The 23,880-nt window shown below is 70.9% G+C and carries 16 protein-coding genes and 1 pseudogene; 7 read left to right on the plus strand and 10 right to left on the minus strand.

Translation table 11 applies throughout. The features are described from left to right. Positions 1-71 precede the first annotated feature (71 nt). From ACF07B_RS41340 to ACF07B_RS41370, 7 genes are all read right to left on the minus strand, one after another. Positions 72-1,097: a LacI family DNA-binding transcriptional regulator gene (locus tag ACF07B_RS41340; protein ID WP_369482021.1), complete on the minus strand. Its 1,026-nt coding sequence runs from the start codon at positions 1,095-1,097 to the stop codon at positions 72-74. A 79-nt stretch (positions 1,098-1,176) separates the two neighbouring features. Further along, complete coding sequence (locus ACF07B_RS41345) at positions 1,177-2,601, minus strand: BNR repeat-containing protein (RefSeq protein WP_392182732.1); 1,425 nt, start codon at positions 2,599-2,601, stop codon at positions 1,177-1,179. Positions 2,602-2,725: 124 nt separating this feature from the next. Next, entirely contained in the window at positions 2,726-3,046 is a 321-nt protein-coding gene (locus ACF07B_RS41350) for an L-rhamnose mutarotase (RefSeq protein WP_392182733.1), read from the minus strand. Positions 3,047-3,134: 88 nt separating this feature from the next. Then, positions 3,135-4,220 (minus strand): rhamnose ABC transporter substrate-binding protein, encoded by a 1,086-nt coding sequence (rhaS, locus tag ACF07B_RS41355; protein ID WP_362403607.1) that lies wholly within the window; start codon positions 4,218-4,220, stop codon positions 3,135-3,137. Positions 4,221-4,257: 37 nt separating this feature from the next. Further along, the gene (locus ACF07B_RS41360; protein ID WP_369482025.1) at positions 4,258-5,250 is read right to left on the minus strand and encodes an ABC transporter permease; all 993 of its coding nucleotides are present in this window, start codon (positions 5,248-5,250) and stop codon (positions 4,258-4,260) included. Further along, positions 5,243-6,283 (minus strand): ABC transporter permease, encoded by a 1,041-nt coding sequence (locus tag ACF07B_RS41365; protein ID WP_392182734.1) that lies wholly within the window; start codon positions 6,281-6,283, stop codon positions 5,243-5,245. The genes ACF07B_RS41360 and ACF07B_RS41365 overlap by 8 nt, the downstream gene beginning before the upstream one ends. A gap of 55 nt (positions 6,284-6,338) precedes the next feature. Further along, a complete protein-coding gene (locus tag ACF07B_RS41370; RefSeq protein WP_392182735.1) occupies positions 6,339-7,856 on the minus strand; it encodes a sugar ABC transporter ATP-binding protein in 1,518 nt (505 codons plus the stop codon). A gap of 364 nt (positions 7,857-8,220) precedes the next feature. Between ACF07B_RS41370 and rhaI the strand changes: the two genes are divergently transcribed. From rhaI to ACF07B_RS41400, 6 genes are all read left to right on the plus strand, one after another. Then, complete coding sequence (rhaI, locus tag ACF07B_RS41375) at positions 8,221-9,381, plus strand: L-rhamnose isomerase (protein WP_392182736.1); 1,161 nt, start codon at positions 8,221-8,223, stop codon at positions 9,379-9,381. Between the two features lie 318 nt (positions 9,382-9,699). Next, entirely contained in the window at positions 9,700-11,739 is a 2,040-nt protein-coding gene (locus tag ACF07B_RS41380) for a bifunctional aldolase/short-chain dehydrogenase (RefSeq protein ID WP_392182737.1), read from the plus strand. 5 nt (positions 11,740-11,744) lie between these two features. After that, entirely contained in the window at positions 11,745-13,235 is a 1,491-nt protein-coding gene (locus ACF07B_RS41385; protein ID WP_392182738.1) for a rhamnulokinase family protein, read from the plus strand. A gap of 80 nt (positions 13,236-13,315) precedes the next feature. After that, positions 13,316-14,167 carry a (Fe-S)-binding protein gene (locus ACF07B_RS41390; RefSeq protein WP_392182739.1) on the plus strand — a complete coding sequence of 284 codons (852 nt, stop codon included), beginning with the start codon at positions 13,316-13,318 and terminating at the stop codon, positions 14,165-14,167. Further along, on the plus strand, positions 14,164-15,642 hold the full coding sequence (locus ACF07B_RS41395; protein WP_392182740.1) for a LutB/LldF family L-lactate oxidation iron-sulfur protein: 1,479 nt from the start codon (positions 14,164-14,166) through the stop codon (positions 15,640-15,642). Before ACF07B_RS41390 ends, ACF07B_RS41395 begins: the two co-directional genes overlap by 4 nt. After that, positions 15,639-16,322, plus strand: a complete 684-nt coding sequence (locus ACF07B_RS41400) for a lactate utilization protein C (RefSeq protein ID WP_392182741.1) — start codon at positions 15,639-15,641, stop codon at positions 16,320-16,322. The genes ACF07B_RS41395 and ACF07B_RS41400 overlap by 4 nt, the downstream gene beginning before the upstream one ends. A gap of 126 nt (positions 16,323-16,448) precedes the next feature. On the opposite strand, the pseudogene ACF07B_RS41405 reads toward ACF07B_RS41400, so the two are convergent. The 3 genes and pseudogenes from ACF07B_RS41405 to ACF07B_RS41415 form a co-directional block, all read right to left on the minus strand. Beyond that, a pseudogene (locus ACF07B_RS41405) lies at positions 16,449-16,965 on the minus strand (hypothetical protein); the annotation flags it as partial. Between the two features lie 370 nt (positions 16,966-17,335). Further along, a complete protein-coding gene (locus ACF07B_RS41410; RefSeq protein ID WP_392182742.1) occupies positions 17,336-18,400 on the minus strand; it encodes a peptidoglycan-binding protein in 1,065 nt (354 codons plus the stop codon). A gap of 337 nt (positions 18,401-18,737) precedes the next feature. Beyond that, on the minus strand, positions 18,738-22,871 hold the full coding sequence (locus ACF07B_RS41415; RefSeq protein ID WP_392182743.1) for a BTAD domain-containing putative transcriptional regulator: 4,134 nt from the start codon (positions 22,869-22,871) through the stop codon (positions 18,738-18,740). Between the two features lie 539 nt (positions 22,872-23,410). On the opposite strand from ACF07B_RS41415, the gene ACF07B_RS41420 reads away from it, so the two are divergent. Further along, a complete protein-coding gene (locus tag ACF07B_RS41420; protein ID WP_392182744.1) occupies positions 23,411-23,836 on the plus strand; it encodes a hypothetical protein in 426 nt (141 codons plus the stop codon). The last annotated feature ends 44 nt before the right edge of the window (positions 23,837-23,880 follow it).

Consider the following 23,880-nt stretch of genomic DNA (forward strand, 5'->3'; position numbering starts at 1 on the left):
GCGGCCCGGGGATCGGGAAAATGAACTGAACAGTGACTCAGCAGGCCGGTGACGCGAAACTGAACCGCTGGTCAGCGCGCCGCCAGGCTGGAGTGGCGCACCACCAGTTCCGGCTGGAGCACGACCCGGCGGTGCTCGTGCGGGGCGGGCGCGGTCTCCGCGTCGATCTCCTCCAGGAGCAGCTCGGCCGCGAGGGCGCCCATGGTCACGGCCGGCTGGCGCACGGAGGTGAGCGGGACCGCGGCGGCGGCCGCGAACTCGATGTCGTCGTAGCCGACGATCGCGAGGTCGCCGGGCACACCGACGCCGGCCGCGTACATGGCCTGCAGGACGCCGAGGGCGAGCAGGTCGTTGGCGCAGAAGACGGCGGTGGGCCGCTCGGCGAGGCCGAGGAGCCGGGCGCCGGCGTCGCGCCCCGCCGCCACGTCGAGGCGCTCGGTGGGCAGCTCGCGCAGGTTCTCCGGGCCGAGTCCCGCCTCGCTCAGGGCGTGCAGGGCGCCCGTACGGCGGTCCCTCACCTGGCTGAGACCGGGGGGACCGCTGACGTACGCGATCGAGCGGTGTCCGGCGTCCACGAGGTGCCGGACGGCCAGCGCGCCGCCCGCCACGTCGTCGACCGAGACGGAGCACTCGGTGGTGCCGTCGGCGACCCGGTCGACCAGCACGAAGGGGATGCCGTTGCGGCGGAACGCCTCGATGTTGCGCCCGCTCGCGTCGGACGGTGTCAGCAGCACCCCGCGCACCCGCTGCTCGGCGAAGAGCGACAGATAGTCGGCCTCCTCGCTCGGGGACTGGGCGCTGTTGCAGACCATCACCCCGAGTCCGGCCTCCCGCGCGGCGCGCTCGGCGCCCCGCGCGACGTCCACGAAGAACGGGTTGCCCATGTCGAGGACGAGGAGCCCCATGATCCGGCTGCGTCCGGCCCGGAGCTGGCGTGCGGACTCGCTGCGTACGTAGCCGAGCCGGTCGATGGCGGACAGGACGCGTGCCCTCGTCTCGGAGGCCACCGAGTCGGGGCGGTTGATCACGTTCGAGACCGTGCCGACGGAGACTCCGGCGGCACGGGCGACGTCCTTGATACCCACCGACTGGGCCATCAGGCGGGAACCTCCAGAAGAAGAGCGGGTAGCGGCAGGCAGGCCTTCACATTACCCGCGAGCGGGCCGCGGACAGCGGTCATGAGGGCAGCCGGAAATCGATGACGTGCAGGGCCGAGGGCGTGGTCCCGCCGGACTTCTCCTGGTACATCACGGACAGCGTTCCGTCCTGTGGGACGCGCGTCTCGTCGATGACGACCTCGCCGAAGGCGTTCAGCCCGGCGCCGTCGAACAGGAGTTTCCAGTCGGTGTGCCCGGAGGCCTTCGAGGCGCCCGCGATCCGCCCGAACGGCAGGATCGCGTAGGCGTTGTCGTACCGGTCCAGGACCAGTCTGGTGCGCTGGCTGGAGTTCGGGGCGACCGGGATCTCGGTCTTGGTCCAGCCGCCCGAGGAGTTCTTGCGCAGATGGAAGGCCCGGCCGTTGGCCGTGCGGTCCGTGACGTAGTTCGTGGTGCACTGGCCGAAGCGTCCGGGGACATAGCTGATGATCGCGTGCGGCAGTCCGGCCGAGTCGGTGGCCTGGCTCTCCTGGTTCATCAGGGAGTGGTCGGGGTCCAGGGAGTCGACGACGAGTCCGGCGTCGGTGACGGCGACGGTGCCCGAGGTCCCGGTGGTGCCGACGACCGTGCCCGCGTCGTTGCGCCAACTGCGGCCCCGGTCGGTGGAGTAGACGTAGCCGGTGTCGTGGTTGGTGATGCCGCCGGCGCTGCACATCACGGCGGCGTTCTGCTCGCGCCAGGTGAAGAACGCGTGCAGCCGGCCGTTCACGTCGTAGTCGATCCCGTGCAGGTACATGTTGCGGGCGGTGCTCGATCCGTGCGCGCTGGTGTAGGTCCCGGTGGAGGCGGACCATTCGCCGAGCGCCGTCCAGGACGAACCGTTGTACTCGGCGAGGGCGTTGCGCCCGTTCCCCGAGACGCCCACCCGGTAGGAGAGCTGGAGCCCGCCGTCCGGGGTCGCGACGAACTGCGGATAGGTGAACTGTGTAGTGAGCGCGAGGCCGTCCAGGGAGGTCTGGACGGCCCCGAGGACGGCGGAGGTCCAGGCCGTCGACGCGGGATTGTCGAGCAGCCCGGCCACCGACTTGACGTAGAAGAAGCCGTCGCTGTGCGAGTCCATGTTCAGGTGCAGCCGGCCGTCGGTCCGGGAGACACCCATGGAGATGACGTTGTGGGAGTCGCTGCTCTTGAGCTTGTGGGTGAGCGTGATCGTGGACCAGGTGGCACCGCCCAGGACACGGCGGGCGACGACCGCGCTGCGGTCGGCGGTGTACCAGGCCGCGTACTGGTAGCCGCGGTAGGTCAACAGGCCGTTCTTCTGGAAGGAGTTGTTGTTGACCAGTCCGTCGTAGGAGACGAAGTAGAGGGCCTGGGAGTCGAGTCGGGTGGTGCCGGACTGGGTGACGGAGGGGCCGGGAACGGCCGCTCGCGCCGTCTGCGCGGTGAGGGCGGGGCCTGCCACGGCGCCCAGCAGGGCCGTCGTCAGCACGGTGCGTCGTCTCATGTACGGGCTCCTCGATCGGACTGCGGGCGGGTGGGCCGGGCGGCTGTTCCGCCACGTGGGGCGGGCTGCCCGGGCGGGGCGGAACACCTCGAAGGTTCACGCGAGGGGGGAACACCGCGGTCGTTCAGGCGAGGTGGAACACCTCGGTGAGGGGCTTCATGGCCTCGTCGGGTCTGGCGCCGTCCAGCGAGGTGAAGAACGGCGCCATCTCCGTCTGCCAGCGGGCATTGACGTCGGTGGCTTCCATGGCGGCCCGCGCGGCCACGAAGTCCTCGGTCTCCAGGTAGCCGACCAGCAGGCCGTCCTCGCGCAGGAAGAGCGAGTAGTTGTGCCAGCCGGTGGCCGAGAGGGCGTCGAGCATCTCGGGCCACACGGCGGCGTGCCGCTCGCGGTACTCGTCGAGGCGGTCCGCACGGACCTTCAGCAGAAAGCACACACGTTGCATCGATGACCCTCCGGGCCGGGCAGTCGGACCGGCCGGACCGTCACGACGTCAGAAGGTGACAACGTCGGCGGACCGGACGGCCGGACCGTCAGAAGTTGAACTGGTCGATGTTCTTCGCGTCGAAGACGGTCGGCTTGCCGAGGCTGATCACACCGTCCTTGCCGATGGTGAACGAGCCCATGTCACCGGCCTTGAAGGTCTCGCCCTCCTTGCCGGTGATCTGCCCCGAGGACAGTGCCACGGCGGTGCGCGCGGCCAGCTCGCCGAGCTTGGCCGGGTCCCACAGCTCGAAGCCCTCGACGGTGCCGTTCTTGACGTACTTGCGCATGTCGTTGGGGGTGCCGAGGCCGGTCAGCTTGACCTTGCCCTTGTACTTGGAGCCGGACAGGTACTGGGCGGCCGCCTTGATGCCGACGGTGGTCGGGGAGATGATCCCGGCGAGCTTGGGGTGCTCCTGCAACAGTCCCTGGGTCTGCTGGAAGGACAGCTGGGCCTCGTCGTTGCCGTAGGCGACCTTGACCAGCTTCACGTCCTTGTACTTGGGGTCCTTCAACTCCTCCTTCATGAAGTCGATCCAGGTGTTCTGGTTCGTCGCGGTCTGCCCGGCGGACAGGATCGCGATCTCGCCCTTGTAGCCGATCTGCTTCGCGAGGAGCTGCACCTCGGTGCGGCCCAGGTCTTCGGCGCTCGCCTGCGAGACGAAGGCGTTGCGGCAGTCGGCCTTGGTGTCGGAGTCGTAGGTGACGACCTTGATCTTGTTCGTCATGGCCTGCTTGAGCGCGGTGCACAGGGCGCCCGGGTCCTGTGCGGAGACCGCCATCGCGTCGACCTGCTGCTGGGTGAGCGTGTTGACGTAACTCACCTGTCCGCTGGTGTCGGTGGCGCTGCTGGTGCCGACCTCCTTGTACTTCGAGCCCAGTTCGGTCAGCGCCTTCTCGCCGCCCTTGTCGGCGGAGGTGAAGTACGGGTTGTTGACCGCCTTGGGCAGGAAGCCGACCGTCAGCCCCTTCTTGGTGGCCGCGTTCGGGTCGGCCTTGCCGCCGGCGGCGGCGTTGGAACCGCCCGAGTCCTTGACGTCGTTCTTGGTGGTGCCGCCGCACGCGGTGACGGCCAGGGCGAGGGAGGTGACGGCGGCGAGCGCCGCGCAGGTGCGGCGGATCGATGACTTGCGCATGGGTGAGGGTTCCTTTACGAGGGTGAGCGGAGCGGGGTTACGAGGTCGGAGTCGAGGCGGCTCTGCGGCCCGCCCTCGCCACGGAGATCTGGCGCCCGACCCGGGGGCCGAGCACGGAGACGACGAGCAGGACGCCGGTGACGACGATCTGCGACTGCGCGGAGACGTTGAGGAGGCTCATCACGTTCTGCAGCGAGCCGAGCAGGAAGACTCCCGCTATGGCGCCGCCGAGCGTGCCCTTGCCGCCGTCGAAGTCGATACCGCCGAGCAGGACGGCGGCCACGACGGACAGTTCGAGTCCGGTGGCGTTGTCGTAGCGGGCGCTCGCGTAGTGCAGGGCCCAGAACACGCCGGTCAGGGAGGCCATCAAGCCGGTCGCGACGAACAGCAGCAGTTTCTGCCGTTTGACCCGGATGCCGGCGAACCGGGCGGCCTCCTCGTTGGCGCCGGTCGCGAACGCGGAGCGCCCGAAGGGGGTGGCGTGCAGCACGAGAACGGCTACGGCGAACAGAACCAGGAAGAGCGGGAGTGCCTGCGGGACGAAGGTGTCCCCGATGCGTCCGGCCGCGAAGTCCTGGTACTGGGTGGGGAAGTCGGTGACCGCGTCGGAGCCCAGCACGATCTGCGCGATGCCCCGGTAGGCGGCGAGCGTTCCGATGGTGACGGCGAGCGAGGGCAGCCCGAGCCGGGTCACCAGCAGGCCGTTGACGAGCCCGCACACCACGCCGAGCACCAGGCAGAGCGGGATGATCGTCTCGATCGCCATGCCCTGGTTCCACAGGGCGCCCATCACCGATCCGGAGAGCCCGGCCGTGGAGGCGACCGACAGGTCGATCTCGCCGGCCACCACGAGCAGGGTCATCGGCAGGGCGATCAGCGCGATGGGCAGGGTGTTGCCGATCAGGAACGACAGGTTGAGGGCGTTGCCGAAGCCGTCCACGAAGGAGAAGGAGAAGAGCAGCAGGACGATGAGCAGGGCGCCGACGACCGTGTCCCAGCGGACGGCGCGCGCGAGAGCGGAGTCAGCCATGGCGGGCGTTCCTCTTCTTCAGTGCGGAGGCCACGCGCAGCGCGACGATCCGGTCGACCGCGATGGCGAGGATGAGCAGGACGCCGTTGATGGCGAGCACCCAGACGGAGCTGACGCCGAGGGCGGGCAGGACGCTGTTGACGGAGGTGAGCAGCAAGGCGCCGAGCGCGGCTCCGTAGACGCTGCCGGAACCGCCGGTGAAGACGACGCCGCCGACCACGACCGCGCTGACGACGGTGAGTTCGTAGCCGGTACCGGTGCCGGAGTCGACGTTGCCGAACCGGGCGAGGTACAGGGCGCCGGCCAGTCCGGCGAGGCCGCCGCAGACGACGTACGCGGTCAGGATGCGTGACCGGACCGGGATGCCGGCCAGCCGCGCGGCCTCGGGGTTGGAGCCGAGCGCGTAGAGCTCGCGGCCGCTGCCGAAGTGCTTGAGGTAGTACGCGACGACCACCAGCACGGCCAGGGCGATCAGGGCGAGGTACGGGACCGCCGAGATGCCCCCGGAGCCGAAGTCGACGAAGCCTCCGGGGAGGTCGGCCGCCGTGATCTGACGGGAGCCGACCCAGATGGAGTCGATGCCGCGGATGATGTACAGCGTGCCGAGGGTGACGACGAGGGCGGGCACCTGGCCGAGGCTGACGAGCAGGCCGTTGACCAGTCCGCAGCCGACGCCGAGCAGCACCGCGAGGAGCAGCGCGACGACGGGGTTGCCGCCGCCCTGGAGGTAGGTGCCGGCCGCGAACGCGCTGATGCCGAGGGTCGAACCCACGGACAGGTCGACGTTGCGGGTGATGACGACGAGGGACTGGCCGGTGGCGACCAGCACGAGGATGGTCGCGTTCAGCAGCAGGTCCTTGACGCCCTGCTCGGAGAGGAACTCGCTGTTGCCCATCTGTGTGACGGCGATCATCACCAGGAAGACGGCCAGGATGGCGAGTTCGCGCATCTTGAAGACACGGTCCACCAGCCGGGCGCCGCTGGACCTGGGCACCTCGGTGGTGGGGGCGGGAGTGGGCGCGGTCACCGTCATGCGGCGGCCCTCCGGGGGATGATCGGGGTCATTCGGGCAGCCCTCTCGATGGCTGTCATGCGGCGGCCCTCCCGGTGGCGGCGGCCATCACGGACTCCTCGGTGGCTTCGGAGCGCGGGATCTCGGCGGTGAGCCGGCCCTCGTGCATCACCAGCACGCGGTCGGCCATGCCGAGGATCTCGGGCAGATCGGAGGAGATCATCAGGACGGCCACCCCGTCGGCGGCCAACTCGCTGAGCAGGCGGTGCACTTCGGCCTTGGTACCGACGTCGATGCCACGGGTGGGCTCGTCGACGATCAGCACCTTGGGGCCGGTGGCCAGCCACTTGGCGAGGACGACCTTCTGCTGGTTGCCGCCGGAGAGGGTGGCGACGGTGTCGGCGATCCGGGCGTACTTCACCTGGAGCCTGACCGCCCAGTCGAGGGAGCGGCTGCGCTCGGCCCCGCGGTCCATCAGGCCCGCCCTGGCGGTCGAACGCAGCCCGGTCAGGCCGATGTTGCGCTCGATGGACATGTCCATCACCAGACCCTGGGCGCGCCGGTCCTCGGGGACGAGGGCGAGTCCGGCGGCCATGGCGGTGGAGGGCGCGCCGTTCGTCAGCGCGCGGCCGTCGACCTCCACCTCCCCGGCGTCCCAGCGGTCCACGCCGAACACCGAGCGCGCGACCTCGGTGCGGCCCGCGCCGACGAGGCCGGCGAGTCCGACGATCTCGCCGCGCCGGACGTCGAAGGAGACATCGGTGAAGACGCCCTCCCGGGTCAGCCTGCGCACGCTCAGGGCGACTTCGCCCGCCTCGACGTCCTGCTTGGGGTAGAGCTCGTCGAGGTCGCGGCCGACCATCCGGCGTACCAGGTCGTCCTCCGTCATGCCCTCCAGCGGCTCGCTGGAGATCAGGGCTCCGTCGCGCAGGGTCGTGACGCGCCCGCAGATCTGGAAGATCTCCTCCAGCCGGTGCGAGATGAACAGCACCGCGGAGCCCTGCTCGCGCAGCGCCCGGACCACGCCGAACAGACGGGTCACCTCGCTGCTGGTGAGGGCGGCGGTCGGCTCGTCCATGATCAGGACGCGGGCGTCGAAGGAGAGCGCCTTGGCGATCTCGACGATCTGCTGGTCGGCGATGGACAGTCCGCGCGCCGGGCGCTCGGGGTCGAGTTCGACGCCGAGGCGCTTCATGAGGGCCGCGGTCGCCGCGTGGGTGGCCTTGTGGTCGATGCGGCCGAGGGCCCGCCGGGGCTGACGGCCCATGAAGATGTTCTCGGCGATGGAGAGGTCGGGGAAGAGCGTGGGCTCCTGGTAGATCACCGCGATGCCGGCGTCGCGGGCGTCGGCGGGGCCGTGGAAGACGGTGGGTTCGCCGTCCAGCAGTACCTGGCCGGCGTCCGGTCGGTGCACGCCGGCGAGCGTCTTGATGAGGGTCGACTTGCCCGCGCCGTTCTCTCCGGCGAGCGCGTGCACCTCGCCGGGGAACAGTTCCAGGGACACATCCCGCAGGGCGCGCACGGCGCCGAAGGACTTCGAGATGTCCTTCAGCGCCAGCACCGGGGCCGGTCCCGTGTCGGACGGGTGGGTCATGAGGGGCTCCTCGACGACGCCGGCGGGACGGCCCCCACAGCGTCGTGAAAGGTTTCAATTGGGTTGCCGGGACGTTAGGCATGCGACCCAGGTCACGTCAATGGGTTCGTGTCGAAATTCTTCTACTGCCTTGTGTCACAACAGGGTCACGGCAATCACTCCCTGCCGGAGGGGTTGACAGCCTTTCGGGGCGCTCATAGTTTCAGCTTCTGAATCGTTTCAGAGAGTGTGTTCAGAAGTCCGCTGAACAGCACGGGCGGGCGTCCTGCGGAGCGTCCTTTCGGAAGCCCCCCGGGACACCGCCCCGAACGGTTCGGGAAGCCGTCGGACAAGCCCTCCCCTTCGAAGTCGTAGGAGTCCCGAAGTGACCGAGTTCGCCGCGGTGAAGGCCGCGCTCAAGACCCAGGCCGTCGAGACGCCGTCGTGGGCGTACGGGAACTCGGGCACCCGGTTCAAGGTGTTCGCGCAACCGGGCGTGCCCCGGACCCCCCAGGAGAAGCTGGACGACGCCGCCAAGGTGCACGAGTTCACCGGCGCGGCCCCGACCGTCGCCCTGCACATCCCCTGGGACAGGACCGACGACTACGCGGCGCTCGCCAAGCACGCCGAGGAGCGCGGCCTGAAGCTCGGCGCGATCAACTCCAACACCTTCCAGGACGACGACTACCGGCTCGGTTCCGTCTGCCACCCGGACGCGGCCGTACGCCGCAAGGCGGTCGGCCACCTGCTCGAATGCGTCGACATCATGGACGCCACGGGTTCGCGGGACCTGAAGCTGTGGTTCGCCGACGGGACGAACTACCCCGGCCAGGACGACCTCCGCGCACGCCAGGACCGGCTGGCGGAGGCTCTGGCGCAGGTCTACGCCCGACTCGGCGACGACCAGCGGATGCTGCTGGAGTACAAGTTCTTCGAGCCCGCCTTCTACGCGACGGACGTCCCCGACTGGGGCACCGCGTACGCGCACTGCCTCAAGCTCGGCCCCAAGGCGCAGGTCGTGGTCGACACGGGGCACCACGCCCCCGGCACCAACATCGAGTTCATCGTCGCCACGCTGCTGCGCGAGGACAAGCTCGGCGCCTTCGACTTCAACTCCCGCTTCTACGCCGACGACGACTTGATGGTGGGCGCCGCCGACCCCTTCCAGCTGTTCCGCATCATGTACGAGGTGATCCGCGGCGGCGGCTTCACGCCGGACGTCGCCTTCATGCTCGACCAGTGCCACAACATCGAGGCGAAGATCCCGGCGATCATCCGCTCGGTCATGAACGTGCAGGAGGCCACGGCCAAGGCGCTGCTCGTCGACGGTGCCGCGCTCGCCGAGGCTCAGCGGAGCGGGGACGTGCTGGCCGCGAACGCGGTGGTCATGGACGCGTACAACACGGACGTGCGGCCGCTGCTCGCCGAGGTCCGTGCGGAGCTGGGGCTCGATCCCGACCCGGTGGCCGCGTATCACCGGTCCGGGTGGGCGGAGCGGATCGCCGCCGAGCGGGTCGGGGGGACCCAGGCGGGGTGGGGGGCCTAGCCCCTTGCGCGGGGGCCGGCTTCCCGAGGGCGGGTTCCTCCGCGGGGCGGGATCGGCCGGGACGGCCCGCCGTGCCGCGTCTGCCCCGCTCGGTGATCCGCGGGCCGCGGGAATCGTCGTGGCCGGTCGCGCAGTTCCCCGCGCCCCTGACGGCGCGCTGTCCGTCCCCTCTCTTCCACACGAGCCCGCGCCGCGCCCGCCCCCACGGCGCTGGGTTCCGCGGGCCCCGGGCAGTCCCGGGCTGATCGCGCAGTTCCCCGCGCCCCTGGCGGGGCGCTCCTCCTCGGTTCCCACACCCTCTCCTTAAGGACCTGGAACATGGCACCCCATCCCGAAGCCGCCGCTCTGCTCGCCCGGTCGCGCCGGCTCGGCGCCGATCCCCGCAACACCAACTACGCGGGCGGCAACGCCTCCGCGAAGGGCACCGGCACCGACCCCGTGACCGGCGGTGACGTGGAACTGATGTGGGTGAAGGGGTCCGGCGGCGACCTCGGCACCCTCACCGAGTCCGGACTCGCGGTGCTGCGCCTCGACCGGCTGCGCGCGATGACCGAGGTGTACCCGGGCGTCGACCGCGAGGACGAGATGGTGGCCGCGTTCGACTACTGCCTGCACGGCAAGGGCGGAGCCGCGCCGTCGATCGACACGGCGATGCACGGGCTCGTCGACGCCCCGCACGTCGACCATCTGCACCCCGACTCGGGGATCGCGCTCGCCTGCGCGGCCGACGGGGAGAAGCTGACCGCCGAGTGCTTCGGCGACCGCGTGGTCTGGGTTCCGTGGCGCCGGCCCGGCTTCCAGCTCGGCCTGGACATCGCGGCGGTCAAGGAGGCCAACCCGGGGGCCGTCGGCTGCGTCCTGGGCGGCCACGGCATCACCGCGTGGGGCGCCACCGCCGAGGAGTGCGAGCGCAACTCGCTGCACATCATCCGCACCGCCGAGGCCTTCCTCGCCGACCGCGGGAAGGCGGAGCCGTTCGGACCGGTCGTCGAGGGCTACGAGGCACTCGCCGCGGAGGACCGCCGCGAGCGGGCCGCCGCGCTCGCGCCGCACATCCGGGCCGTCGCCTCCCAGGACCGCCCGCAGGTCGGCCACTTCACGGACTCCGAGGAGGTGCTCGACTTCCTCGCCCGCGCCGAACACCCACGGCTCGCGGCCCTCGGAACCTCGTGCCCGGACCACTTCCTGCGCACCAAGGTCAGGCCGCTCGTGCTCGACCTCCCTCCGGCCGCCTCCCTCGACGAAGCGGTCGCCCGGCTCGCGGAACTGCACGCCGAGTACCGTGCGGAGTACGCCGCCTACTACGAGCGGCACGCGCTGCCCGACTCCCCGGCGATGCGTGGCGCGGACCCGGCGATCGTGCTGGTCCCCGGGGTCGGCATGTTCTCCTTCGGCAAGGACAAGCAGACGGCGCGGGTGGCGGGCGAGTTCTACGTCAACGCGATCAACGTGATGCGCGGCGCCGAGGCCGTCTCGGCGTACGCGCCGATCGAGGAGTCGGAGAAGTTCCGCATCGAGTACTGGGCCCTGGAAGAGGCCAAGCTCCAGCGGATGCCCCGGCCCAAGCCGCTCGCCACCCGTGTCGCCCTCGTGACGGGCGCGGGCAGCGGCATCGGCCGGGCCATCGCCGAACGGCTCGTGGCCGAGGGCGCCTGCGTGGTGGTCGCCGATCTGAACACCGAGGGGGCCGAGCGGGTCGCCGCCGAACTGGGCGGTCCCGACAAGGCCGTCGCCGTGGGCGTGGACGTCACCTCCGAGGAACAGATCGCCGAGGCCTTCAAGGCGGCGGTGCTGGCCTTCGGCGGTGTCGACCTGGTGGTGAACAACGCCGGCATCTCCATCTCCAAGCCGCTCCTGGAGACCACCGCCAAGGACTGGGACCTCCAGCACGACATCATGGCGCGCGGCTCCTTCCTCGTCTCGCGCGAGGCGGCCCGGGTCATGATCGCGCAGAAGCTGGGCGGTGACATCGTCTACATCGCCTCCAAGAACGCGGTCTTCGCCGGCCCCAACAACATCGCCTACTCCGCGACGAAGGCCGACCAGGCGCATCAAGTACGGCTCTTGGCAGCCGAGTTGGGCGCGCACGGCATCCGGGTCAACGGCGTCAACCCGGACGGCGTCGTGCGCGGCTCGGGCATCTTCGCGGGCGGCTGGGGCGCGCAGCGGGCGGCGACGTACGGTATCGAGGAGGAGCAGCTCGGCGAGTTCTACGCCCAGCGGACCATCCTCAAGCGGGAGGTGCTGCCGGAGCATGTCGCGGCCGCCGTGTTCGCCCTGACGGGCGGGGATCTGACGCACACCACGGGGCTCCACATCCCGGTCGACGCCGGCGTCGCCGCCGCTTTCCTGCGATGACGTCGATGAACGCCCCGCACACCTCCGCACCGCTCGGCTCCACCGCGCGCACCGCCCCGGCGCGTGCGTACGCCGCCGTCGACCTCGGCGCGTCCAGCGGGCGCGTCATGGTCGGCCGCGTCGGCCCGGACACGCTCGCCCTGACGGAGGCGCACCGCTTCCCGAACCGGCCCGTCCGCGTCCCCGAGGGGCTGCGCTGGGACATCCTCGGGCTGTACGCGGGTGTCCTCGACGGACTCCGCGCGGCCGGGCAGGTCGACTCCGTCGGCATCGACAGCTGGGCGGTGGACTACGGACTGCTGGGCGCCGACGGAGCACTGCTCGGCAACCCGGTGCACTACCGCGACGCCCGCACCGAGGGCGTCGCGGAGAAGGTGTGGTCGAGCGTGCCCGCGGCGGAACTGTACGCGGCCACGGGGCTCCAGTACGCGCCCTTCAACACCCTGTACCAGCTCACGGCGGCCCGATCCTCCGCCCAACTCGCCTCGGCGAAGCACCTGTTGCTCGTCCCGGACCTGCTGGCGTACTGGCTCACGGGGGAGCTGGGCACCGAGCTCACCAACGCCTCCACCACGCAGCTGATCGATCCGAGGACCCGCGACTGGTCGTACGGTCTCGCGGAACGGCTCGGCATCGACCTGCGGCTGTTCCCGCCGCTGCGCCGTCCCGGCGACCCCGCCGGGTCCCTGCTGCCGCGCGTGCTGGAGGAGACCGGACTGGCCGGGCCCGTACCGGTGACGACGGTCGGTTCGCACGACACGGCCTCGGCGGTGGCCGCCGTTCCCGCGACCGGGGAGCGGTTCGCCTACATCTGTACCGGCACCTGGTCCCTGGCCGGCCTGGAACTGGACGCGCCCGTGCTCACCGAGGCGAGCAGGGCCGCCAACTTCACCAACGAACTGGGCCTGGACGGCACGGTCCGCTATCTGCGCAACATCATGGGCCTGTGGCTGCTCCAGGAGTGCGTACGGGAGTGGGGCGACCCCGATCTGGGTGAACTCCTCGCGGCCGCCGCCCAGGTGGCGCCGCTGCGGTCCGTCGTGGACGCGGGCGACGCGGCGTTCCTCGCGCCGGGCCGGATGCCGTCGCGGATCGCGGACGCCTGCCGGGCCTCGGGGCAGCCGGTGCCCGAGTCCCGCGCCGAGATCACCCGCTGCATCCTCGACTCCCTCGCGCTCGCGCACCGCCGGGCGATCGAGCGGGCGCAGTCCCTGGCCGGACATCCGGTCGACGTCGTGCACATCGTCGGCGGCGGCACCCGCAACGAGCTGCTGTGCCGGCTCACCGCCGACGCCTGCGGACTGCCCGTCGTGGCGGGCCCGGCGGAGGCGGCCGCGCTCGGCAACGTCCTCGTCCAGGCGCGGGCGCACGGACTGGTCGGCGACCGTGCCGAGATGCGCGAGCTGGTGGCGCGCACCCAGCCGCTGCGCCACTACGAGCCGCGGGGTGACACGGCGGCGTGGCGCGCGGCCGAGGCCAGGCTCGGCACACCGTGAGGCGCCGAGGATGAAACACCCGTGAAGCGGACACCGCCGCGTACCCTGCAACCGTCCAGGACCGACCCCGAGGAGCCGCGATGCGTGTCGCCCTGTTCCTGACCTGTGTCAACGACACGCTGTATCCGGACACCGGCCGCGCGGTGGTGGAACTGCTGACCCGGCTGGGTGTCGACGTCGACTTCCCGATGGGGCAGACCTGTTGCGGCCAGGCGCACTACAACACCGGCTACCGCCATGAGGCCGAGCCGCTCGCCCGGCGTTTCGCCGAGGTGTTCGGAAAGTACGAGGCGATCGTGACGCCGTCCGGATCGTGCGGGGCGATGGTGCGGGAGCTGTATCCGCGGATGGGTGAACGGGCCCGCGCGGAAGGACGTGGCGACACCCTGGCCAGGACGCTGGCGCCGGTCGTGCCGAAGACGTACGAGCTCACCGAGTTCCTGGTCGACGTCCTCGGTGTGACCGACGTCGGCGCGTACTACCCGCACACCGTGACCTATCACCCCACCTGTCACGGCCTGCGCGGTCTGGGGCTCGGCGACCGGCCGCGCCGACTGCTCAGTGCCGTCAGGGGACTTGAGCTGCGGGAGCTGCCCGGCGCCGAGGAGTGCTGCGGCTTCGGCGGCACGTTCGCCCTCAAGAACTCCGACGTCTCCGCGGCGATGGGGCTCGACAAGGTGCGCAACGCCGAGTCGACGGGCGCCGAGGTGCTGTGCGCCGCCGACAACTCGTGTCTGATGCACATCGGCGGCACGATGGGCCGCCTGAGGACGGGGATGCGGCCCGTGCACCTCGCGGAGATCCTGGCGAGCACGGAGGCGGGCGGGGACATCGGCAGCGAAACAGGCACGCAAGCAGGCGGCGGCACGGTCGACGTCACAGGACCGGAAGCCCGCGAGAACACGAGTACGGCAGAGGAGCCGAGCGCATGAGCGGAACGTTCGTCGGCATGCCGGCCTTCCCGGAGGCGGCGCGCGAGGCCGTCAACAACCCCACCCTGCGCGGCAATCTGCGCCACGCCACCCACACCATCCGCACCAAGCGCGCCAGAGCCGTCGCCGAGGTCTCCGACTGGGCGGAGCTGCGCGAGGCCGGCAAGCGGATCAAGGATCACACGCTCCGCCATCTCGACCGCTATCTCGTGCGGTTGGAGGAGTCGGTGACCGCGGCCGGTGGCGTCGTGCACTGGGCCGCCGACGCCGAGGAGGCCAACCGGATCGTCACGGAACTGGTCAGGGCGACCGGCGAGAGCGAGGTCGTCAAGGTCAAGTCGATGGCCACGCAGGAGATCGGGCTCAACGAAGCGCTGGAGGCGGCGGGGATCCACGCGTACGAGACCGATCTCGCCGAACTCATCGTGCAGTTGGGCAAGGACCGGCCGTCGCACATCCTCGTCCCGGCGATCCACAGGAACCGCGCCGAGATCCGTGACATCTTCGTCCGCGAGATGGGTGCCTGGGGCAGGGCCGCGCCCGAGGGGCTCACCGACACGCCCGCCGAACTGGCCGAGGCGGCGCGCCTGCATCTGCGCGAGAAGTTCCTGCGCGCCAAAGTCGGCGTCTCCGGCGCCAACTTCATGGTCGCCGAGACCGGCACCCTGGTCGTCGTCGAGTCGGAGGGCAACGGGCGGATGTGCCTGACGCTCCCGGAGACCCTGATCTCGGTCGTCGGCATCGAGAAGATCGTGCCGACCTGGCGGGACCTGGAGGTGTTCCTGCAGACCCTGCCGCGCTCCTCGACGGCCGAGCGCATGAACCCGTACACCTCGATGTGGACGGGCACGACGGACGGGGACGGGCCGCGGGCCTTCCATCTGGTCCTGCTCGACAACGGGCGCACCGACACGCTCGCCGACGAGGTCGGCCGCCAGGCGCTGCGCTGCATCCGCTGCTCGGCGTGTCTCAACGTCTGCCCGGTGTACGAGCGGGCGGGCGGCCACGCCTACGGCTCGGTCTACCCCGGCCCGATCGGCGCGATCCTCAGTCCGCAGCTCCGGGGCACCGCGAGCGAGATCGACGCCTCCCTGCCGTACGCCTCCTCGCTGTGCGGCGCCTGTTACGAGGTCTGTCCGGTCGCGATCGACATCCCGGAAGTCCTCGTCCATCTGCGGGAGAGGATCGCGCAGGGCGGGCGGGCGACCCGGGACGGCAACACCGTCGTGCTGAAGCCGGCCAGGGGACACGCCGCCGAACGGGCGGCGATGCGCGCGGCGCGCTGGGCGTTCAGCCACCCCGGCGCGCTGGGCGCCGGACAGCGGCTGGCCTCCGGGACCCGCCGCTTCCACCCGCGGACCCTGCCGGGCCCCGGCCGGGCGTGGAGCGGGACCCGTGATCTGCCCGCGGTCCCGGCGGAGTCGTTCCGCGTGTGGTGGCAGCGTACGCGCGGCGGAGAGGACACGACGAAGTGAGCGGCAGGGATCTGATCCTGGGCCGGGTGCGCCGGGCCCTCGCGGACGTGCCCCGGGACGACGACACTCCCCCCGTGCCCGGAGAGCCCTGGAGGGATCCCCGGTACGAGGAGGCGGTGGGCCGGAGTTATCTGCGCGAACACGGGACGCGGAGTGTCGCCGAGACGGTGGACCTGCTCGCGGAGAACCTGGCGGACTACCGGGCGATCGTGCACCGCACCACCGAGGAGGGGCTGCCGGACCTCATCGAGCGGCTGCTCGCCGAACGCGGGCCCCGGTACGTGCTCGTGCCGCCGGGGCTCCCGCCGGAGTGGATGGGGGCGGCGGATCCCACCCGGGTCGACGACCGTGCCGTGAGCACACCCGGTGAGCTCGACAAGGTGGGGAGTGTGGTGACCGGCTGCGCCCTCGCCGTCGCCGAGACCGGCACGATCGTCCTCGACGGCGGCCCGGACCAGGGCCGCCGCCGGATCACCCTGATCCCGGACCACCACATCTGTGTCGTCCGCGTCCCCGACCAGGTGGTGGCCTCCGTCCCCCAGGCTCTGGAACGCCTGGACCCGACACGCCCGTTGACCTGGATCTCCGGCCCGTCCGCCACCAGTGACATCGAACTGGACCGGGTGGAGGGGGTGCACGGTCCGCGCACCCTGGAGGTCGTGCTGGTCGGGGAAAGGTGACGGACGAGCGGCGCCGGGGGGCGGCGAACCCTGCGCGACCCCCTTTCGTATCACCGGGATCATGGGGCTGACCAGGCACTCCGTCCGGCCGTTCAGGTTGTGTTCAGACTCGTCGTGACTCCTGCCTTCGGCGGCCAGGACGCCCGGGTGGCGGGCGTTGGCGTTGCACCGGCGGAGGTAGGCGTGCGGGGCCCGGGTCTGCATCGTGTGGTTGCGGTGGCGGGAGTTGGCGATGGTGAACTGCCGTAGCGGTCCGAAGTGTGCCTCGATCGGGTTCGCCCACGAGGCGTAGGTCGGGGTGAGGCAGCGGGCCGAACGCGTCGAAGGTGAAGACGCGGTCCGGGAAGCGGTCCAGGGCGTGCTCGATGCGGTTCAGTTTGGTGTCGCGCTCAGGGTCGGGAGATTCCTTCCAGGTCTTGGTGCGCTGGAAGGTGATGCCGCGGCGGACGAGCAGGCCGCGTAACGCTTCACGGCTGATACGGATGATCCGGCAGTGGACTTTGCTTAGGTAGGCGACGAGTTTGCGCAGTGACCAGCGGGTGAAGGGCTGGCCGAGCTTGGCGGGGCGGGTGGTGGCCGTCGCCACGACGAAGTCCTCGTCGTCACGGTCGAGCAGGCGGGGACGGCCTCCTCGTCGCGGGGGTGGTGCGCTCCGCTGGTGCGGCCGGTGCGGTGGTGGTGCGCAGGATGCGGCCGACGGTGGTGTGGCGCACCGTCGTCCCCGCGCCCGCGGGGGTAGTTCGTCCCACCGGAAGCCTCGGCGGCTGCACACGGCGTCGTCCCTGCGCCCGCCGGGGTAGGTACATGTGGTCCCCGCGCGACGCGGCGCCCGCACGATCGCCTCGGCTTTGGTTCTGTGGCATGGCCTCGCGCAAGATCCCCTCCAGGACCACCGCGACGCCGGCCTCGACTCTCTGAAGCACCGGACGTCCTCGCGGCCGATCCGACGCCGGTCGTGGGCGGAGTTGCCGGTCGTGGGCGGAGTTGCCGTGCTTCCCCGCCCACGAGGGTGCTTATCGTCCGGCCTGCAAGGCTGCCCAGGTCTGCGGGCCGGCGTCGCCGTCGACGCCGAGGCTGCGGGTGGTCTGGTAGTCGCGCACGGCTTGTTCGGTGTTGGGGCCGAAGTCCCCGTCGATGCCCACGGTTCGGCCGAGTGCCGCGGTCAGTGCTCGCTGCAGTCGGCTGACGTCCGCGCCGGTCGACCCGTTCCGCAGCGCCGGTGTCGAGCCGTACGACAGCAGGGCCGTCCAGGTCCTGGGGCCGATGTCACCGTCGGCCGTGAGGCCCCGGGCGGACTGGAAGGCCATCGTCGCCGTTGCGGTGTCGGGCCCGAAGTCGCCGTCCGGTTCTCCCGGATTGTGTCCGGCGGCGATCAGTCGGCATTGCGCCGCCTTGACCAGACTGCCGTTGGATCCCTGCTGGATGAGGGGGTACGCAGTGAAGTCGAGGTTGACGCCGCTGCAGGTGGGCGCTGGTGTGCCGCCGCAGTTGTTACTGGTGACGTTCCGCCAGGTCCGGCTGTTGGCCTGGCCGTACTCGACGCCGTTGAACCAGGGGCGGATCCGTTCGGAGGTGGAGTTGCCCCAGGTGGCGGATCCGTTGTTGTCGGCGTCGTAGGCGAGTTCGAAGTGCAGGTGCGGGTGGTTGTTCGAGGTAGGCCCCGTCCTGCCGACCCGGCCGATCAGTTGGCCGCGCTGCACCGTCTGGCCGACGCTGACATCGCGGCTCTGCAGGTGCAGGTATGTGGTGAAGTAGCGCTGCCCGTGGTTGATCTGGATCACGTTGCCGGCATTGGAGTGGTAGAAGGACTGCCGGACCGTGCCGGAGGCCGGAGCCAGCACCGGTGCTCCTTCGGTGCCGACCTGGTCGGGCTCGCGGACCATGTCGAGCGCGGGTGCGTGTGCCCAGGTGTCGAGTCGCCACTGCTGGCCGCAGGTGAAGGGCAGTTGGAAGGCGATGGGCGGGGCCGCCGCGGCGGCCGGCGCCGCGGCCTGCCAGGGCAGGACGACGAGGGCGGCAACAGCCACGAGCAGTCTGCCGAGCAGCCCTGGGCTGAGCGTGCGGATGAGGGATCTCACCGTGTCTCCTTCTTTGGTGCCGAGTTCATGCGTGTCTGGGGCGGGGTGTGCGGGCGGCGATGGGACGGCAGGTGCCCATCCGCTGTGGCTGGGCGCTGCGGGACGGCCGCGTTCGGTCGCGGTGTGCCGCCCGCACGGCGGTCATGATGAGGGCCTGGTTGGGGGCAGTCATGTACGGCCCTCATCGTGAGCTCGCCGGCGGGAGCAACCGGTGCACTGAGCGTGCCCTGCGTCGGTATAGCCCGGGAATTTCCGAAGGTCACCCTGCCGCGCTGGGCGGTGGTGCCAGCCACGGACCGCTTGCAGGGGAGCACGCCTCGCCGGCGGCGTGCCCGGGTCAGGGCTGCGGGCAGAGCGCGCCGGTGTCCTGGCCGGGGAGGTAACGGTCGAGTTGCGCCGCGGTCGGCGGTGAGGCGGTGGCTCGGCAGATGCGCCGGGTGGCTTCGGTCGCGGTCAGCGGCCAGTGGATGATGCGCTGGTCGGCTCCCGCGGACAGCAGGGTTCCGTCCGGGGTGAACGCCAAGCCCTGCACGTCTGCCGAGTGGCCGGTGAGGGTGGCGATGCGCCGGTGGGTTCGTACATCCCAGACGACGATGGTGTGATCCTCACCTGCCGAGGCGAGGAGGCGTCCGTCCCTGCTGAAGGCGAGCGTGCCGACCGCTGCGGTGTGGCCGGTCAGGGTGCCCCTGCCTTTCCACGTCCGGGTCGACCACAGGCGCACCGTGTGGTCCGAGCCGGCGGTGGCGATCAGATCGCCCGCCGGAGTGGCCGCGATGTCCTGCGTGGACCCCTGCATGGCCGGGAAAGCCTTCACCAGCCGATCGTCGGCGGTGCTCCACACGGCGATGCCGCCGGCCGGTGTGCTCGCGACGAGGAGGCCGCCCCGAGCGGGGTAGGCCATGGCGGTCGAGGTGCGCGGGCCGGTCGGCGCCGGCAGTGGACGGGGGTGTGCCGGGTCGCTGACCCTCCAGCGGAACGTTCCTCCCAGGGACATCACGGTGACCGTGCCGCCGTCCGGGCTGAAGGCGACGTCCGTGCCGGTGCCCATACCGGTGAAGGCGAGGGTGGTGTAGCGCCGCCCGGTCGACGGGTTCCACAGAGTCAGGGTGTGGTCGCGCGTCACGGCCGCCAGCACCGTGGCGTCCGGGCTGAACGCGACTGCCTTGACATGGTCGGAGTGTCCGCCCAGCAGCCGTTCGGCAGCACCGGAGGCATTCCAGATCCGTACGGACCTGTCGTCGCCGGCGGAGGCGACGAGCCGGCCGTCGGAGCTGACGTCCACGTCGTTCACGGCGCCGCCGTGACCGCTGAAGGGAAGGGCCGTCCGGCGCACCACGATGGTGCGTCCCAGACCGCCCGAGACCACCGTGCTCGCGTCCGGTGCCAGGTCAAGAGCCATGGTCTCCGAGCGGTAGCGGTCGGCGTGGCGGGCGATCTGCTCGCGGCGCCGGTAGTCCCAGATCGAGATCATGCCCTCTTCGTCGGCGATCGCGATCCGATCACCGACCGGCGCGGAGATCATCCAGGGGAAGGCCGTCTGCACCGGGAGGTCGGCGAACTGGCGGGCCGAGCGGCCGGTCAGCCGCCAGAACCTGATGCCGTGCTCTTCGGAGGCCGTGGCCAGGACATCGGATGTGGAGCCGAACCGGGCCACCTGGGCGCCTTCGGTGTTCAGCTCGAGGCGACGGCGACCGGTTTCGATGTTCCAGACGGCCACCGTCCCATCGGTACGGGTGACGGCGAGCGAGCGCTGATCGCCGGCCAGGCTGAGTGCCGCGGGCATACCGGTGGGCAGGAACACGGCCTTGCCACCGCCGAGCGTGGCTACCCGTGTGCCCTCGCCGGTGCCGTAGGCCACGACCGTGCCGTCGGCGCTGAAGGCCAGACCGTTGCTGAGGTCGCCGGACACTACCTGCTTGAACAGCACCTTCCTCGACCGGACCTCCCGCACGACGACCGAGCCTCCGGTCGGCTGCTCCGGATTGTTCAACCGGGCCAAGGACGCCAGCCGGGTACCGTCGGCGTTGAAGGCCACCCTCAGCGCGAAGAACCCCTGGGGGAGCGGCTTGACGACATGCTCGGTGAAGGAGGCCAGCCTCCTGTGTCGTTTCGGATCCCACAGCTCCACGGTGCCGTCGCTGGTGGCCGCGGCCACCAGCGAGCCGTGAGGGGACAGGGCCAGGCCGAACGACGCGGGCCCGTTCGTGTTGAGTACGACGCTGGGCTGCGCGGACGCAGACGTACTGATCACCGCGCCCAGGGTGTCGGCGTCGGGATGCAGCCGATAGGCGGCCAGGGCGAGGGACCGGGCGACGTCCGGGTCGGTGGCGACCAGCGAGCGCGATGTGAGCGCGGCCTGATGGGCCAGGACGGTCAGGTGCTCGCGCTGTGCCACCTGCCGCTGCTGCCAGGCGGCACCGCCCCCGGCCACGGTCGCCGTCAGCAGCACCGCCAGCACTATCGCCAGGACCCTCAGCCGGCGGACCCGGCGCCGCGCCGCGGCGAGTTCGGACTCGGCCAGCACCTCGCCGGCGTCGAGGAACTCACGCTCCAGAAGGTTCAGCTCCGGGCGGTGGGGGCGCGCCTCGGCCAGGCTCAAGCCCCGATAGAGCCCTCCGGCGTCCCGCCCCGACTGCTGCCAGACTCGGGCCGCGGCGGTGAGCCGCTGCCGTACGACCAGGCGCCGGCGGTCCTCGCTCAGCCAGGCCCGCAGCCTGGGCCACGCCACGATGAGCGCCTCATGGGCGATCTCCACCCGATCCTCGTCCACGACCACCAGGCGCGCCGCCACCAGCTCGTCGACCACGTCCGCGACCGCCGCGGCCGGGCCCATCCCGTCGAGTTCGGTTTGCGGGACCCGTCGCCGACTGTCCCGCACCCCGTCCTCGTCCAGGCTGATCAACCGCTGCATGAGCCGGCGCACCAGGTCCTGCTCGGCGGGTTCGAGCTCGGCGTAGACGTGTTCGGCGGTCTGGGCGATCGCATCGTGCATCCCGCCCCCTGCCTGGTACGCCGCGAGGGTCAGGGTGCGGCCGGCCCGGTTGCGCCAGGTCTCCCGCAGCGCGTGGGACACCAACGGGAGTGCGGCGGCAGCGCCGGAGGCCTCCGCCACCACGGTGGCCAGCAGATCGGCGTCGACCGAGCAGCCTTCAAGATCTGCCGGCCGGACGATCAGCTCTCGCAGTTCCGCGGCCGACGGCGGGCCGACCAGCAGCTGCGCCTCGCTCATCAGCGCCGGCGCCAGCTCGCTCAGCCCGGTCATTTGGACGAAAAAGTCCGCACGGACACTGAGTACGACCTTCGTTCCGGCATGGGACGCCGCTGACAGCCCGGCGACGAATTCCTCCCGCACCATGGGATCGGAGCACACGGTGAACAATTCCTCGAACTGATCGACCACCAGCAGCACCTGACCGGCGGGCCGGTCGTGCTCGGCGAGCGCGGCCGCCAGCTGTTTCACCGGCTGGTCGGTCGGCGTCATCATGACCGGCTGCCACCGAGCGGTCGTATCCCGCCGGATCCGGCCCAGTAGGCCCGCCGCCAGCAGCGAGGTCTTCCCCGATCCCGACGCGCCGAACACGACGACCACCGGGAAGCGTTCCACGCGCTCCCACAGCAGCCCGCACAGCCGGTCGCGGCCGAAGAACCGGTCGTGATCCGAGGAGGTGAACGCCGGCAGGCCCCGGTAGGGGTTGGCCCCGACCGGCACCAGTGCCGCGACGGGGACCGGAGAGGGCATGAGGCCCTCATCGCCGCGGAGCATCGCCTGGTGCAGGCGCTGCAGACCCGGGCCGGGCTCGACGCCCAGTTCGGTCCTGTACAGCGCATGGGTCCGCCGGTAGAGCTCGAACGCCTCGGCCTGCCTGCCCGAGCGATACAGGGCCGTCATGAGCTGGCCGCGGAGCGACTCCCGAAAGGGATGCCGGGGCAGCAGCCCCGTCAGCTCCACGATCACCTCGGCATGCCTGCCGAGGGCCAGACCGCAATCGGCCCACCGCTCATGCACGGCAAGACGCAGCTCCTCCAGCCGGGCCGCCCGGGTCGCGACGGCTTCGGTATCCAGGAACTCCGCGAACGCAGGCCCGTTCCAGCACCGCAGCGCCTCACCGTGCAACTCCTGCGCGCCCGCTGTCTCACCCTGTCGCAGGGACTCCTCCGCCTGGTGGGCCAGCCGTTCGAACCGCGTGGCGTCCAGCGCATCACCCGCCACCACGCGATAGCCGTCGCCCTGCCGTTCGATACGCTCCGGGCCCAGGGCCTTGCGCAGTAGATGGACGTACAGCTGCAGGTTCTTACGCGCCGAGCGCGGCGGTCGCTCGCCCCACAGTGCGGTCATGAGGAGCTCCGAAGGCACGGGCCGGTCGGGCCTGCTCAGCAGGACCGCGAGCAGCAGACGCACCTTGGGCGATCCGATGTCGACCGGCAAGCCCTCGCGACGGACCGCCAGATCCCCCAGAATCCCCAACTCCACTTGGCCTCCCCCAAGGCTGCCCGGATCAACGCCGGCGGCCCGAAGGTACACCAGCCCTCCGACGCAGACACCCGTGCCGGCCCGCCCGACCCCCGCATGACGCCGCACTGACGTGGATCAGCGGACTGCCGCGTGGTGCGGCCTCCCGGGCCGGCACCCCCTGGCCGCATGCCCCGAAGGTCCGCGATGCGCAGCCGGCCGAAGCCACGCCCGATGACCTACCGCACGCATCCCCATCAGGACCTATACGGGTCCTATACCGCGTCTCACAACGATCGCTTCCCGTACCGGGCGCATCGGCTCCGGGGCCCCTCCGATCAAGGAAGGAACGGGTGCGCCCCTCCAGAACGACACCGACCAGTCCAACAGGCACCCCCCGCCGTGGAGATGACGTCGGAGTCGCAGAGAACGCGAAGAAAGGACACAGCGTGAAGCTCAGGTTCAGCTCGGTAAGCGATCAGAACACCCACCAGCGGATCACTGGGAAGGCAGGACAGCACATGCGTACAAAGCTCGCGGCAGTCGCAGGAGTGGCCGCCATGACCGCCACGCTCGGACTGGCCAGCGCGTCCCCCTCGGCCGCCGGCCCCAACTGCGCCTCCGGCTACCACTGCGTCTTCTACACCGACATCAACTCCGCACGGCAGTCCTTCTTCAACTCCGATCCGGACTTCTCCAACGACACCTTCGACGAGTACAACGTGAGCGGGGTCGGTCGCAACGACACGGTCAACAACAACGTCTACTCGGCCAGCAATTCAAGCACCGGGAACTACGAGAGCCACTACTGGGACAACACCAACGGAACGGGCTTCCTGTTCTGCCTGAACCCCGGTCACTACGTCAACTCCGCCTCCACCGTCGACCAGGCGGACAGGCAGAGCGGCGATCCGCTGCCCGCTGACCTCCGGAACCGGGCCAGCCGGCTGACGCTCCCGGGCCGAACGTCGACCGACTGCTTCTGACCTCTGTGAACGGCGGGCCCGGCGCAAACCGGGCCCGCACGTTC

This window comes from Streptomyces sp. NPDC015532, assembly GCF_043078065.1.
Classification (GTDB): Bacteria; Actinomycetota; Actinomycetes; order Streptomycetales; family Streptomycetaceae; genus Streptomyces.

Coding starts and splice junctions, on each gene's coding strand:
- ACF07B_RS41340 (WP_369482021.1), bottom strand. CDS start 1,097: ATGGCCCAGTCGGTGGGTATCAAGGACGTCGCCCGTGCCGCCGGAGTC.
- ACF07B_RS41345 (WP_392182732.1), bottom strand. CDS start 2,601: ATGAGACGACGCACCGTGCTGACGACGGCCCTGCTGGGCGCCGTGGCA.
- ACF07B_RS41350 (WP_392182733.1), bottom strand. CDS start 3,046: ATGCAACGTGTGTGCTTTCTGCTGAAGGTCCGTGCGGACCGCCTCGAC.
- rhaS (WP_362403607.1), bottom strand. CDS start 4,220: ATGCGCAAGTCATCGATCCGCCGCACCTGCGCGGCGCTCGCCGCCGTC.
- ACF07B_RS41360 (WP_369482025.1), bottom strand. CDS start 5,250: ATGGCTGACTCCGCTCTCGCGCGCGCCGTCCGCTGGGACACGGTCGTC.
- ACF07B_RS41365 (WP_392182734.1), bottom strand. CDS start 6,283: ATGACGGTGACCGCGCCCACTCCCGCCCCCACCACCGAGGTGCCCAGG.
- ACF07B_RS41370 (WP_392182735.1), bottom strand. CDS start 7,856: ATGACCCACCCGTCCGACACGGGACCGGCCCCGGTGCTGGCGCTGAAG.
- ACF07B_RS41380 (WP_392182737.1), top strand. CDS start 9,700: ATGGCACCCCATCCCGAAGCCGCCGCTCTGCTCGCCCGGTCGCGCCGG.
- ACF07B_RS41385 (WP_392182738.1), top strand. CDS start 11,745: ATGAACGCCCCGCACACCTCCGCACCGCTCGGCTCCACCGCGCGCACC.
- ACF07B_RS41390 (WP_392182739.1), top strand. CDS start 13,316: ATGCGTGTCGCCCTGTTCCTGACCTGTGTCAACGACACGCTGTATCCG.
- ACF07B_RS41395 (WP_392182740.1), top strand. CDS start 14,164: ATGAGCGGAACGTTCGTCGGCATGCCGGCCTTCCCGGAGGCGGCGCGC.
- ACF07B_RS41420 (WP_392182744.1), top strand. CDS start 23,411: ATGACCGCCACGCTCGGACTGGCCAGCGCGTCCCCCTCGGCCGCCGGC.